Annotated in this window: 13 protein-coding genes; 9 read left to right on the plus strand and 4 right to left on the minus strand. The window is 71.7% G+C overall.

What is annotated here, in order from left to right:
* The first annotated feature begins 22 nt into the window (after positions 1 to 22).
* The 5 genes from ACP6CK_RS02970 to ACP6CK_RS02990 all read left to right on the plus strand — a co-directional run bounded on the left by ACP6CK_RS02970 (position 23) and on the right by ACP6CK_RS02990 (position 5,023).
* The gene (locus ACP6CK_RS02970; RefSeq protein ID WP_426957281.1) at positions 23 to 1,150 is read left to right on the plus strand and encodes a glycosyltransferase family 4 protein; all 1,128 of its coding nucleotides are present in this window, start codon (positions 23 to 25) and stop codon (positions 1,148 to 1,150) included.
* Positions 1,147 to 2,064, plus strand: a complete 918-nt coding sequence (locus ACP6CK_RS02975) for a glycosyltransferase family 9 protein (protein WP_426957282.1) — start codon at positions 1,147 to 1,149, stop codon at positions 2,062 to 2,064. Before ACP6CK_RS02970 ends, ACP6CK_RS02975 begins: the two co-directional genes overlap by 4 nt.
* 116 nt (positions 2,065 to 2,180) lie before the next feature.
* Positions 2,181 to 3,164: a TRAP transporter substrate-binding protein gene (locus tag ACP6CK_RS02980; protein ID WP_426957283.1), complete on the plus strand. Its 984-nt coding sequence runs from the start codon at positions 2,181 to 2,183 to the stop codon at positions 3,162 to 3,164.
* Positions 3,165 to 3,178: 14 nt separating this feature from the next.
* Positions 3,179 to 3,715 (plus strand): TRAP transporter small permease, encoded by a 537-nt coding sequence (locus ACP6CK_RS02985; RefSeq protein ID WP_426957284.1) that lies wholly within the window; start codon positions 3,179 to 3,181, stop codon positions 3,713 to 3,715.
* Positions 3,716 to 3,718: 3 nt separating this feature from the next.
* Positions 3,719 to 5,023, plus strand: coding sequence for a TRAP transporter large permease (locus ACP6CK_RS02990; protein WP_426957285.1), 1,305 nt, complete (start codon positions 3,719 to 3,721; stop codon positions 5,021 to 5,023).
* Positions 5,024 to 5,098: 75 nt separating this feature from the next.
* Here the strand turns inward: ACP6CK_RS02990 and ACP6CK_RS02995 are convergent, their stop codons facing one another.
* Positions 5,099 to 5,509 carry a hypothetical protein gene (locus tag ACP6CK_RS02995; RefSeq protein ID WP_426957286.1) on the minus strand — a complete coding sequence of 137 codons (411 nt, stop codon included), beginning with the start codon at positions 5,507 to 5,509 and terminating at the stop codon, positions 5,099 to 5,101.
* Positions 5,510 to 5,642: 133 nt separating this feature from the next.
* Between ACP6CK_RS02995 and ACP6CK_RS03000 the strand changes: the two genes are divergently transcribed.
* Together ACP6CK_RS03000 and mscL are read left to right on the plus strand one after the other, a co-directional pair.
* A complete protein-coding gene (locus ACP6CK_RS03000) occupies positions 5,643 to 6,920 on the plus strand; it encodes a TAXI family TRAP transporter solute-binding subunit (protein WP_426957287.1) in 1,278 nt (425 codons plus the stop codon).
* A gap of 16 nt (positions 6,921 to 6,936) precedes the next feature.
* Positions 6,937 to 7,401 carry a large conductance mechanosensitive channel protein MscL gene (gene mscL / locus ACP6CK_RS03005; protein ID WP_426957288.1) on the plus strand — a complete coding sequence of 155 codons (465 nt, stop codon included), beginning with the start codon at positions 6,937 to 6,939 and terminating at the stop codon, positions 7,399 to 7,401.
* Here the strand turns inward: mscL and ACP6CK_RS03010 are convergent.
* The 3 genes from ACP6CK_RS03010 to ACP6CK_RS03020 all read right to left on the minus strand — a co-directional run bounded on the left by ACP6CK_RS03010 (position 7,398) and on the right by ACP6CK_RS03020 (position 11,264).
* On the minus strand, positions 7,398 to 8,369 hold the full coding sequence (locus ACP6CK_RS03010) for a hypothetical protein (protein WP_426957289.1): 972 nt from the start codon (positions 8,367 to 8,369) through the stop codon (positions 7,398 to 7,400). The genes mscL and ACP6CK_RS03010 overlap by 4 nt on opposite strands.
* Positions 8,370 to 8,378: 9 nt before the next feature.
* Positions 8,379 to 9,878, minus strand: a complete 1,500-nt coding sequence (locus tag ACP6CK_RS03015; RefSeq protein WP_426957290.1) for an MBOAT family O-acyltransferase — start codon at positions 9,876 to 9,878, stop codon at positions 8,379 to 8,381.
* 81 nt (positions 9,879 to 9,959) lie between these two features.
* Positions 9,960 to 11,264 carry a DUF445 domain-containing protein gene (locus ACP6CK_RS03020; RefSeq protein ID WP_426957291.1) on the minus strand — a complete coding sequence of 435 codons (1,305 nt, stop codon included), beginning with the start codon at positions 11,262 to 11,264 and terminating at the stop codon, positions 9,960 to 9,962.
* Positions 11,265 to 11,469: 205 nt separating this feature from the next.
* Between ACP6CK_RS03020 and ACP6CK_RS03025 the strand changes: the two genes are divergently transcribed.
* Together ACP6CK_RS03025 and ACP6CK_RS03030 are read left to right on the plus strand one after the other, a co-directional pair.
* On the plus strand, positions 11,470 to 12,219 hold the full coding sequence (locus ACP6CK_RS03025) for a metal ABC transporter ATP-binding protein (RefSeq protein WP_426957292.1): 750 nt from the start codon (positions 11,470 to 11,472) through the stop codon (positions 12,217 to 12,219).
* A gap of 19 nt (positions 12,220 to 12,238) precedes the next feature.
* Complete coding sequence (locus tag ACP6CK_RS03030; protein WP_426957293.1) at positions 12,239 to 13,108, plus strand: metal ABC transporter permease; 870 nt, start codon at positions 12,239 to 12,241, stop codon at positions 13,106 to 13,108.
* Positions 13,109 to 13,111 lie beyond the last annotated feature (3 nt).

The following is a 13,111-nucleotide window of genomic DNA, read 5'->3' on the forward strand; positions in this document are numbered from 1 at the left end:
GCCCGCGGCTACAGCCCCGGCCATGCCGGACGCCCCGCCCGCCGTGCTGCAGGTGCTGCCCGCTCTCGTCTCCGGCGGGGTGGAGCGCGGCACGGTGGAGATCGCGCAGGCGATCGCCGGTGCGGGGTTGCGGTCGCTCGTGGCCTCGGCCGGCGGTCCGCTGGCGGCGGAGGTGGAGGCGGTCGGCGGTCGGCACCTGACCCTGCCACTCGACCGGAAATCCCCCGCCGCGCTGCTGTCCAACGCGGCGGCGCTGCGCCGCATCGTCCGGGCGGAGGGCGTGCGCATCCTGCACGCTCGTAGCCGCTTTCCGGCCTGGTCGGCTCTGATGGCGGCGCGCGCGACGGGTGCGAGCTTCGTCACGACCTATCACGGCACCTACAACGAAGGCTTTCCGGGCAAGCGGCTCTATAACTCCGTCATGGCGCGCGGCGACCGGGTGATCGCCATCAGCGAGCACATCGCCGAGGTGGTCCGGACACGCCACGGCGTCGGCCCGGACCGGCTGCGGGTGATCCCGCGCGGCGTGGACCCCGTCCGCTTCGACCCGGACACGGTGGCGCCGGACCGGATCGAGGCGCTGCGTCGCGCCTGGTCGCTCCCTCCCGGACGCCCGGTGATCCTGCTGCCCGCGCGGCTTACCCGCTGGAAGGGGCAGGGAGTCCTTCTCCGGGCCGTGGCGGGTTGGCCGGAGCCGCGCCCGGTCGTCGTCCTGGCCGGCGATGCGCAGGGGCGCGACGCCTACGTCGCGGAACTGCGCGCGGAGGCCGGTGATCTGGGCGTGGACGTCCGGCTGCCCGGGCCCGTGTCCGACATGGCGGCGGCGTTCCTGGCGGCCGACCTCGTGATCCACGCCAGCACGGAGGCGGAGGCCTTCGGCCGGACCGTCATCGAGGCACAGGCGATGGGCCGTCCCGTCATCGCCTCGGATCTGGGGGGGCCGCGGGAGACGGTGGAGGAAGGCGTCACGGGCTGGCGCGTGCCGCCGGGCGACGATCGCGCGCTGGCCGGGGCCATCGCGCGCGCCCTGGCGATGCCGCCGGACGTCCGGCACGCCATGGACGCCGCGACGCGCGCGGCGGTGCTGGCGCGCTACACCACGCGGGCCATGCAGGACGGCACCCTCGCCGTGTACCGGGAGCTTCTGTGACCGAGCGGATCCTCGTCATCAAGCTCGCGGCGCTGGGCGACTTCGTCCAGGCGTTCGGGCCCTTCGCGGCGATCCGCGCGCACCATCCCCGCGCGCGGATCACGCTGCTGACCACGCCGCCCTACGCGCCCCTGGCGCAGCGCAGCCCCTGGTTCGACGAGGTGTGGGCAGAGGGGCGCCCGGCCGGCGGGGACCTGCACGGCCTGTTCACCCTCGCGCGCCGCCTGCGCGGCGGCCGCTTCGACCGGGTCTATGACCTCCAGACATCCTCGCGCTCGTCCCGGTACCGGTTGCTGGTGGGGCGGCGGGCGGAATGGTCGGGCATCGCCGGCGGGGCCAGCCATCCGCACGCCAATCCCGACCGCAACGCGATGCACACGGTCGAGCGGCAGCGAGACCAGCTCCGCATGGCCGGGATCACCGAATTTCCGGAGCCGGACCTCGCCTGGCTCGATGGCGACCTGTCGGGCTTCGCGCTGCCGCCGCGTTACGCGCTGCTCATCCCCGGCGCCAGCCCGCAGCGGCCGGGCAAGCGATGGCCCCATTTCCCCGCGCTGGCCGCCGCGATGGGCATGCCGTCGGTCGTCATCGGCGGCCCGGCCGAGGCGCCCCTGGCCCAGGCGATTGCCTCCGCGGCGCCCGAGTCGGTTGATCTCACCGGGAGGACGGACCTGCCGCAACTCGCCGCCCTCGCGCGCCGCGCCGTCCTGGCGGTCGGGAACGATACGGGGCCCACCCATGTGGCCGCGGCCACCGGGTGCCCGACCCTGGCCGTCTTCGGGCCGGAGAGCGATCCCGCGCTCTGCGCGCCGCGCGGCGCGCGGTCCGACTTCCTTCGGTGCGACCCGATCGGGGCGCTGACGCCCGCCGCCGTGGCAGAGGCCGCCCGGCGCCTGGCCGGGCTGCCCGCTTAGGGGGCAGTCCGCGTCGGCGCCCCATCGCGGACGCCGCACACGCTCTTGTCAGCCCCGGCGACCGGTGCCGAAGATGCCGCGACCCGACCCATCGAACGAGACAGGGAGCGAGAATCATGGCCATCGCCCGCAGGACCCTTTTCGCGGCCGGCGCCGCCGCCGGCAGTGCGGCGCTGATCGGCCGGGCCTCGGCGCAGGCCAATTGGCAATTCGCCACCCCCTATCCCGACAGCAACTTCCACACGCGGAACGTCCGCGCCTTCATCGCCGACCTCTCCCAAGCGACCGGCGGCCGGCTGAACCCGACGCTGCACATCAACGGCACCCTCCTGCCGATGCCGCAGATCAAGCGTGGCGTGCAGCAGGGTCAGGTGCAGCTCGGAGAGATCCTCCTCTCCGCCTACGGCAACGAGGATCCGTTCTTCGAGGTGGATGGCATCCCGCAGCTCGTCACCAACTTCGACGAGGCGAAGAAGCTGATGGACCTCGCTCGCCCCTACATCGAGGCGCGTTTCCAGCGACAGGGCATCAGCCTGCTTTACATGGTCCCCTGGCCGCCCTCGGGCTTCTACACGAACACGCCGGTCGAGAGCATCGAGGCGCTGCGCGGCACGCGGATGCGGACCTTCAACGTGATGACGAACCGCTTCGCGACCCTCGTCGGCGCGGCGCCGACGCTGGTGCAGGCGGCGGAGATCCCGCAGGCCTTCGCGACAGGGGTGGTGAACGCCATGGTGACCTCCGCCGCCACGGGCGTGGACACCCAGGCCTGGGACTATGCCAAGGTCTTCACTCCCATCGGCTTCACCTTCACCCGGAATGCCGTCTTCGTGCAGCGCCGGGCGCTGGAGGCGCTTCCGGCGGACCAGCAGAGGTCGGTGCGCGAGGCGGCCGCGACCGCGGAGACCCGCGGCTGGGCCATGGCGAAGGAAGCCGCCGAGTCGCAACAGGCCATCCTGGGTCAGCGTGGCATGACGATCGCTCAGGCTACCCCGGCCCTAATGGAAGGCATGGCCCGCGTCAGCCGCACCATGGTGGATGAGTGGCTGACCCGTGCGGGCGACGATGGCCGGGCGTTGATCAACGCGTACCGCGCCTGAGCGGCGGGGCTTCCGTGATCCGGCGGGCGCTCGACGCGCTCTATGGCGCGAGCGCCGTGCTGGCCGCCATCGCGCTGTTCGGCATCTTCGTTATCATGGTCGGCGGGGTGATCCTGCGTGAGCTGGGGCGGGAGTTGCCGGCGGCCGATGACCTTGTCGCGTATCTCTGCGTCGCCACCACCTTCTTCGCGCTCGGCCATGCCTTCCGCCGGGCCGAGCTGATCCGGGTGGGCATGCTGATCGAGACGCTCCCCCCGGGCGCCCGGCGGGTGCAGGAGATCGTCGCCCTGCTACTGACCGGCGCGGGCGTCGCCTATATCACCTGGTGGACAGCGCAGGACGCGCTCTTCTCCCTCGAGATCGAGGAGGTGGCGCAGGGCACGGTTCCTATTCCGCTCTGGATCCCGAAGCTCGCCATGCCGATCGGCTCCGGAATCCTTCTCGTCGCGATCCTGGACGATCTGTTCGCGGTCCTGGCCGGCCACAAGACCTCCTACATCGCCGCCGCGGAGGCTCGGGCCGCGCGCGGCGAGTACTCGGCGGAGCGCTGACCGATGGCCGACCTCCTGACCCTCGGTATTTTCCTGCTGATCTTCATGGTGGTGCTGCTGGGCGGCGGCATCTGGATCGCCTTCAGCCTAGCGGCCGTCGGCTACGTCGCGACGGCGCTAGTGAATCCGACGCCGGGTCTCTTCCTCGCTTCCGCGTTCTGGGAGAGCACGGGGTCCTGGACCCTTGCGGCCCTGCCGATGTTCGTTTGGATGGGCGAGATCCTCTTCCGCACCCGGCTGAGCCAGGAGTTGTTCAACGGCCTCTCGCCCTGGTTCCGGCGCCTGCCGGGACGGCTCCTGCACGTGAACATCTTTGCCTGCGGCATCTTCGGCGCGGTGTCCGGCTCTTCCGCCGCGACCTGCGCCACCATCTCCAAGATCGCGCTGCCCGAGCTTCAGCGCCGGGGCTACGACGAGACGCTCTCGATCGGCAGCCTCGCCACCTCGGGCACCCTCGGAATCCTGATCCCGCCCTCGATCATCATGGTCGTGTATGCGGTATCGGTGCAGTCCTCCATTATCCGGCTCTTCATCGCCGGGCTGATCCCGGGGCTGATCGTGATGGCGCTGTTCAGCAGCTACATCGTCGGCTGGGCTCTGCTGAACCCGGAGAAGCAGCCGCCGGCCGAGCCGCGGATGACCTTCGGGGAAAAGCTGCGGGCCTCGGCGCAGCTCATCCCCTGCGTCCTGCTCATCATCGTGGTGATCGGCTCGATGTTCGCGGGATGGGCGACCGCGACCGAGGCAGCGGCGGTGGGCGTGCTGGGCAGCCTCGTGCTGGCGGCGGTCACCCGCACCCTGTCTTGGCAGACCTTCATGGAGAGCTTGACGGGCGCCACCCGCCTGTCCTGCATGATCAACATCATCCTGGCGGGCGCCGCCTTCCTGACCAAGGCGATGGCTCTGACTGGCATTCCCGCGGCGCTCGCCAGCGGGGTGGCGGCCATGGAGCTCGGCCCCTACGGCCTGATCGCGATCCTCACGGTCGTCTACCTCATCCTCGGCTGCGTGGTGGACGGGGTGAGCATGATCGTCTTGACCACCACCATCACTGTGCCGCTGGTGACCGCGGCCGGCTTCGATCTCGTCTGGTTCGGCATTTTCATCGTGCTGCTGGTCGAGATCGCACAGGTGACCCCGCCTGTCGGGTTCAATCTCTTCGTCATGCAGGGCCTGACAGGGCGGGAACAGGGAATGGTGGCCCGGGCGTCGCTGCCCTTCTTCGCGATGCTGCTCGTAACCGTGGCGATCATCACGGCCTGGCCGCGCCTGGTGACTTGGCTCCCGGACCTGCTTTTGAACCGGTAGACCTCGGACATGCGAACGCCGCCGGGAGGACCCGGCGGCGTCGCTGTTCAGCGCCGGCGAAGGCGCTGCACCGGCTCAGTTGGCCGGGCGCAGGGAGCCGTCCGGCAGGCGGTCGTACACGGCGCCACCACCCTGGTAAGCGGCATCCGACCCGGCCGCGGCGCGCGTGGCACCCCCGCGGCGCATCGCCATCTGGCGGCGCATCGCGGCCTGCTGCCGCATCGTGCGGCCGCTGGAGCGCATCATGCGGCCACGACGGCCGGTCATCGCCTGCGCCGTCCGATCCGTGGAACGGCCGGAGTCGAGCGAGGCCGCGCCCGGCGTGCCCGTGGTGGTGCCGAGCGGACCGCCGCCCATCGCAGCGGCCGCGCCGCGGGAACCCGGCGGGCGGGCCGAGCCGTCGCCCTCACCGCTCTGCGCGTGGGCGATGGCGGTGAAAGCACAGAAGGCGAGAACGGCGCCGAGCGCCGCGAACTTCCGGGACATGCGTGTCTCCTGCTCTGCGTGCCTCGGCGGCCGGCCATCCGGTCCGCCTGGGGATCACAGACCCGCAACGTAAGCCGCCCCGCACAGGTTTCGAAGCTTCGAAACCCGCTCACGGGATCACCGTTGCGATGGCATGTGGGAAGCCATCAAAGCCTTTCTTCGGAGCTGGGGCCTGGTCATCCTGGCCACCGCCATCGGTCTCTTCGTCGCCTTCCGATTCGTCTCGCCGGCACCGCCGGACACGCTCCGGTTGGCCGTCTCCACGGATCCGCAGAGCGCCTACACCCAGACCGTCGCGGCCTATGCGCGCGCGCTGGAGCAGGAGCACTTCAAGGTCGAGCGCGTGCCCACCCAGGGCTCCGTCGACAACCTCCGGCTCCTGCGGGAAGGGCGCGTGGACCTCGCGCTCGTGCAGGGCGGCGTTCCGTCCCGTGACAACGCGGCCGGCCTCGTCACCATGGGACAGGTCTTCTTCGAGCCTGCCTGGGTCTTCATCCGGAACCAGCCGGAGGGGGCCCGCCCCGTGCAGGCGCTGCGCGGCAAGCGAGTCGCCGTCGGGCCAGAGGGAAGCGGCACGCGCGTGCTCGCGCTCGCCCTGCTCGAGGCGAACGGCCTGCGCGCCGACGCGATCGAGCCGGTGCCGCTGGCCGGCAACGAGGCGGCCGAGGCGCTGGCGGCCGGGACCATCGAGGCCGCGATCTTCGTCTCCGCCGTCCCGACCGACGCGATCAACCGGCTCATCCGGACGGAAGGGGTGAACCTCCTCAATTTCGGCAGCCGGGCCGAGGCCTACGCCGCGAACCTCCCCTACCTCCACCCCGTGCGGCTGCCGAACGCGGCGCTCAGCCTTGCGGAGGACCTTCCGCGGGGGGATGTGACGATGATGGCGCCGGCGGCGTCCCTCCTCGCGCGCAAGGACCTGAACCCGCAGGTAGCGGCCCTGATGATGCGAATCCTGCGGGACACGCACCGCCAGCGCACCCTCTTCTCGCCGGAGGGCCGCTTCCCGAACGGCCAGAACAACGAGGTGCCACTGCAGGAGGACGCGCAGCGCTTCTATGAGAAGGGACCCTCCTTCCTGCAGAGCTACCTGCCGTTCTGGGTGGCCGTGGCCGTGGACCGGCTCTGGGTCCTGATCATCCCGCTGGTGACGCTGCTGCTGCCGCTCGCCCGCTTCGCGCCCTCCATCTACACTTGGCAGATGGAGCGTCAGCTCTACCGGGTCTACCATAAGGTCCGGCAGGTGGATGAGGAGAGCAAGGCCGGCCTGTCCATGCGGACGATCGCGAAGCTGGACGCGCTGGAGAAGGAGGCTTCGGAGCTGAAGTTGCCCGACAGCTATGCCGACCGCATCTACGGGCTACGCCGCCACATCGCCTGGCTCCGCCGCCGGAAGGAGGAGCCGGCCTGAGCCGAAGGGGACGCTGATGGTCATCTCCAAGCCGCGCTGGCTGGACGACTTCAAGGGCTTCGTCGCCCGCGGCAACGTGGTGGACCTGGCCGTGGGCGTCGTTATCGGTGCTGCCTTCACCGCGATTGTCAGCAGCCTCGTCGAGGATCTGCTGAACCCGATCATCGGCCTCTTCGTGGGCGGTATCGACTTCTCGAACCTTTTCGTCGTCGTCTCGGGCGAGCGGGGCGCCTCGCTCGAGGCCACGCGCCAGTCCGGCGCGGCGGTGCTGGCGGTGGGCAAGTTCATCAACGCGGTGATCAAGTTCCTGATCGTCGCCTTCGTCGTCTTCTGGCTCGTCCGGCTGATCCGCCGCCTGCACGCGGCGCCGGATGAGGTGAAGGGCCCGACCCCTGAGCAGGTTCTCCTCACCGAGATCCGGGACGAGCTGCGGGCGCAGCGCGGCGCGGCACTTCCTGCGCCGGCGGGGCCGTCCCCCTAGCCGGAGCGCCAGAGGCAGCGGTCGAGCACCGGCTGGGCGTCCCGCCAGAAGGCGGCGGACCAGCGCTCCACGCTCTCGTCGTCGAGATGGCCGCCATCCACGGTCATCAACCCCTCCATGGCCGGGTTGACGTAGGGCGAACCGACCGTGGCGGCGACGCCCTCGCCGAGGCGCTCCAAGTCCTGCCCGCTGGGCACCACGGTCATGATGACGCAAGCCGGGTTCAGGCCATGCCGTTCCAGGAAGGCGCGCGCGTGCATCGCGAAGGCGGCGATAGAAGCATCCGGGACCGGGGCGCCGCGCACCACCGGGATCCGTGGCAGCGGGTCTCCGTAGAGGGGGCGGTAGTCGATGACGAGGCGCCCGTCCTCCAGGTTCCGGAAGAAGGAGAAGGCGCCGCCGCACAGGTCCGGCCAGCCGCCGGGGCAGAAGCGGCGATGCACCGCTTGCCAGAAGCGGCGCCCCTGATACTCGAACCAGGACCGCTCCGGCTCCTGCACGACCCGGCGCGCGGCGGGCGTCAGGGACGCCTCGCCGGCCGGGACGAAAAAGGGATCGGCGTCGATCACCACCACCGCGGGCCGAAGCTGCAGGCGGGCCAGCAGGAGGTCTGCGAAGGCACTGTTGGTCCCGGACACGCTGAGATTATGGAAGCGCCGGCCGATCGTCGCGAAATGGCGCCGCGTCGCCTCGCCGGAGAAGGCGCGATGGCCGTGGCTGTAGCCGAGCGCGACGACCTCGGCCGCGCGGGCAGCCGCGTCCTCGCGGGGTTCGAGACCCTGGAGCAGGGCGCCCTGCTCGTAATCGCCGTAATGGGCCCGCGTGCAGGACGCGAGGATCGTGCCGGGCCCGTAGCCACCGGCGGCGCAGCCCGTGATGCGCGTCTTCCAGAGCAGGCTTCCCACTCCGGCGGCGACGGCCAGAACCGCGAAGAGGATCAGGAAGCGGCGCATCTCGCGCGGGCGCATCCGCGGCTCCTAGAACTGGTAGTAGAGGAAGGGGCTGTCGGCCCGTAGCCAGACCACCGAGACCGCGAAAAGCACCGCCAGAACCGCCGCCCATCCGAGGTTCGGCCGGAAGGCCAGCAGGGGGACGGGCCAGTTCGGCGGCCGCACGGCGTCCAGCGCCGGGCGCCAGCGCACCATGATCTGCTGCGTGTTCGGCATCACCGCCGCGACGACGAGCAACCCGCCGATCCACCAGGCCGCGAGCGGCAGTCCGGCGAGGCAGGCGCGCGACGCCTCAGTGGACACGATGCGGCAGGAGAGCCGCGCGCCGTCGCCCGTCAGCCCCGCCATGCCCTGCAACACCCGTCCGGCCTGGGCCATGTCGTCGGCGCGGAAGAAGACCCAGGCCACGACGACGCAGAGGAAGGTCAGGAGCCGCGCGACCATCCACGCCCCCGGCCAGGGCCGCGCCAGGGCGGGCACGCCGGTGCGCAGCCGCCGCCAGAGGTGATTCACAATCAGGAAGGCCCCGTGCAGCGCCCCCCAGGCGACGTAAGTCCATCCCGCCCCGTGCCACAGGCCGCCGAGCATCATGGTGATCATCAGGTTCGGCAGGTGGCCCAGCCCCGCCCGGTTCCCGCCCAGTGGGATGTAGAGGTAGTCGCGCAGGAAGCGCGACAGTGTCATGTGCCAGCGCCGCCAGAAGTCGATGATGCTCTCGGCGCGGTAGGGGCTGTCGAAGTTCAGCGGGAAGCGCAGCCCGAACATCCGCGCCAACCCGATCGCCATGTCGGAGTAGCCGGAAAAGTCGAAGTAGAGCTGCAGGGTGAAGGCCAGCGCCCCGACCCAGGCCTCCTGCACGCCGGGCTGATGCGTGCCGAAGGCCAGCGCGATGAAGGGCTGTACCCCGTCCGCCAGGATCACCTTCTTGAACAGGCCGAGGACGAAGATCGCGAGCCCCACGACGAAATCCTCCGCCCGCTCTCCCGGCGCCGCGCGGAAGGAGAACTGCGGGATCATGTCCCGGTGGTGCAGGATCGGCCCGGCGATCAGGTGCGGGAACACCGTGACGAAAAGCAGGTAGCGCACCGGATCACGCTCCGCTTTCGCCGGCTCGCCCCGCACGTCCACGAGGTAGGCGATCTGCGTGAAGGTGTAGAAGGAGATGCCGAGCGGCAGGATCAGCTCCCCGAAGCCGCCGCCGAGGCCGAGCGTCTCGCTGAAGAATCCGGCGTACTTGTAGTAGCCCAGCAGGCCGAGATCGGCCGTCACGCCCGCCGCCAGGACCGCGCCCGCCAGGGGCGAACCTGCCCGCCCCAGCCGCCCGATCAGCAGGCCCAGCGCATAGTTCCCCGCCGCCGAGGCCAGCAGCAGCGGCAGGAAGTCCAGCCGCCAGGCGCCATAGAAGGTGCAGGACGCGACCACCAGCACCAGCCGCGCCGCCGCCGCCGACCGCCCGGCGACCGCGAGGAAGAGAAGATAGGTGACGGGGAGGAAGACAAAGAGGAAGAGGTCGGAGTTGAACAGCATTCAGGGAGCCCGCATCCCCGGTCGCGGCCGGGCGGCGGGCCGATACCACGCGCGGGCCGGGATGCGATACCCGGCGTGGTCTCAGACGGCGACGTGCCCGAACAGGGCGTGGAGCAGGGCGAAAAGCGCACCACCGGCCAGCGCCCCGACCACGGTCCCGTTGATGCGAACGTATTGCAGGTCCCGGCCGACCCGCAGCTCTATTTTGTCCACGACAGTGGCCGTATCCCACCCGCCCACGACGTTGGCGATGAAGCCCGCCACCCGCCCCTGGGCCGAGGGGAGCAAGGTGAGGAGCGCGTTCTCCACACCCCGGTTCAGGCGGTTCCGGGCTCCCTCATCCGTTTCCAGCAGGTCGCCGAGGTTGGACAGGAGGCCTGTCAGAAGGGAGACCGTCCGACCCTCCGGCCGGGCGGCGTCCGCCTCCAGCGCAACGCGCAGCCGGGCCCAGGAATCCGCCAGCCAGCTTGCCACGGCCGGGTGGGCGAGTGCCCCCCGCAGCGCCGTCCCGATCGCCTCGGCGCGGGTTGGGTCGGATTCCAGGCGCTCGATCTCCGCCTCCACCCAGGCAGCGAAAGCGGCGCGGAGGTCGCTGTCCCCGGGTTCCATCTTCTCGAGCTCGGCGTTCAGGGCACCCAGGACGCGGCGGGCGACGGCTGCGCCGGCCATCCAGCCCACCAGCCGCCCACCCTCGGCGCGCACGCGTTCCTCGATCGCCGCCTTCAGGCTTTCCTCCTTCGCCGCGACCAGCGCCTTGATCTGCGACAGGCCGAGGCCGAAGACCTCCTGGTGCCGCCCGCCCGCGACGAGCAGCCGCAGCGTCCGCGCTGCCAGCCGGGCCGCCGCGGGGCCGGACACCATCCGCGGCAGAAGCCGCCCGAGCAGCCGCCCGGCGCGCCCATCCTCCAGCATGGTCAAGAGGCGCGGCACCGCGCGGGCGATCGCTTCCGCAGCCGGCCGGGCCGTGGCGGGGTCGGTCAGGAAGCGGCGGGCGATGCCGGCCGCATCCAATCCGCCGATCACCCGGCGCACCTCGGCCTCGGTGAAGACGTGGTTGGCGACGAAGCGGCCGAGCCCCTGGCCCAGCCGCTCCTTCTGCCGGGGGATGATGGCCGTGTGCGGGATCGGCAGGCCGAGGGGATGGCGGAATAGCGCCGTGACGGCGAACCAGTCGGCCAGCCCGCCCACCAGCCCGGCCTTGGCCGAGGCCTGAAGCAGGTCCGTCCAGTAGCCCGGCGGCAGGGCGTAGGTGCCGAAGGTCACGGCGCCCATGCCGGCGAGGAGGCCCGTGGCGATGGCACGATGGCGGCGCAGGCCCGCGCGGAGGGCCGCCTCGCCGGCAGCGTCGCGCGGAGGGGCGATGAGGATCGGGGAGGGGAGGTGCATCGGCCCCGAGGTGGCGATCCGGTCACGCCTTCTCCAGCCCGGGCATCCGGCTGTTGTCCGGGCGTCGAGGCGTGTTATGTCATAACATCATGCTCCCTCGTTGGACCGATCCTCTGGCCCTCTCGGCCGGCGCGGCGCCGCGCCTGCTGATGTCGGCCGCCGTCCTCGCCGGGCTCTGGCTCGCGGTCGCCTGGGCGCTCGGCACGTGAGCGGCGCCCCGAAGTCCGGTGGCGGGCTGGCGCTGCGCGACGTGACCCTCACCCATGAACGGCGGCCCGCCGTGCACCACCTGTCCGGTGCCTTCGCGCCGGGATCGCTGACGGCCGTGGTCGGTCCGAACGGTGCTGGCAAGACGACCCTGCTGCGCGCCTTGGCCGGCCTGCACCGCGTGTCGGAGGGAAGGGTGGAGCGGCCGGAGGGGCGGATCGCCCTGCTGCCGCAGATGACCTCGCTCGACCGCAGCTTTCCCATCGCCTGCCTGGAGGTGGTAATGCTCGGCGACTGGGCGCGCACCGGCCCGTTCCGCGCCGTGCCCCCCGCCAGCCGGGTCCGGGCGGAGGCCGCGATGGAGGCGGTCGGCCTCGGCGGCTTCGGCAGGCGGCCGGTCGGCAGCCTCTCCGCCGGGCAGTTCCAGCGGCTGCTCTTCGCCCGGCTGCTGGTGCAGGACGCGCCGGTGATCCTGCTCGACGAACCGTTCAACGCCGTGGACGCCCGCACCGCCGCCGACCTGCTCCGCCTCGTCCGCGGCTGGCACGGGGAGGGCCGGACGGTCGTGGCCGTGCTGCACGACCTCGACCTCGTCCGGGCCGAGTTCCCGGATTGCCTGCTGCTGGCGCGGGAGCCGATCGCCTGGGGGCCGACCGCGGAGGCGCTGAGCGCGGCGAACCGCTTGCGCGCCCGGATGATGGCCGAATCCTGGGACGCCGAGGCGGATCCCTGCGCCCGCGCGGCCTGACCCCGCCCGGCCCGGTCCCTTGCTCCACGACCTGCTGATCGCGCCGTTCGCGGAGTTCGGCTTCCTGCGGCGGGCGCTCGTCGGATGCCTGGCCCTCTCCGTTGCCGCGCCGCCCGTCGGGGTCTTCCTCGTGCTCCGGCGGATGAGCCTGACGGCGGACGTGCTGGCGCACGGCATCCTGCCCGGGGTGGCGGCGGGATTCCTCATCGCGGGGCTTTCGGTGACGGCCATGTCCCTCGGCGGGCTGGTGGCGGGGCTGGCGGTGACGCTCGGCGCCGGCCTGCTGTCCCGCGCGACAGGGGGGCGGGAGGACTCCTCCCTCGCCGCCCTCTACCTCGTCGCGCTGGCGCTCGGCGTCGCGATCATCTCGACGCGCGGCGGGGCCGTGGAACTGACCGCGCTGCTCTTCGGCAGCGTGCTGGGCGTGGACGACCCGGCGCTGCTGATGATGGCGGGCGTGGCCACGCTGACTCTGCCGCTCCTGTCGCTCGGCTGGCGCCCGCTCGTGCTCGAATGCTTCGACCCCTCCTTCGCCGCGGCCGAGGGGGCGCGGGGTGGGCTTTGGCACGTCCTCTTCATGGCGCTGGTCGTGCTGAACGTGCTCGGCGCCTTCCAGGCGCTCGGAACGCTGATGGCGGTCGGGCTGATGATGCTGCCGGCGGTCGCGTCCCGTCACCTCGCGCGCAGCGTCGGCGGCATGGTTTACGCCGCCGCCGGGATCGCGGCGCTCTCCTCGGTTTCGGGGCTCCTCCTTTCCTACCACCTGGACCTGCCGACCGGACCGGCCATCGTCCTGGCGGCCGGCGCCGCCTGGGCATTCTGCGTCCTCGCAGGGCCCGTGGACGGGCTCCTCGTGCGCTGGCTGCCCCGCCGGCACCTGGCGGGGTAGCGG

Origin of the sequence: Muricoccus radiodurans (assembly GCF_050154705.1) — a bacterium.
Lineage (GTDB): Bacteria > Pseudomonadota > Alphaproteobacteria > Acetobacterales > Acetobacteraceae > Roseomonas > Roseomonas radiodurans.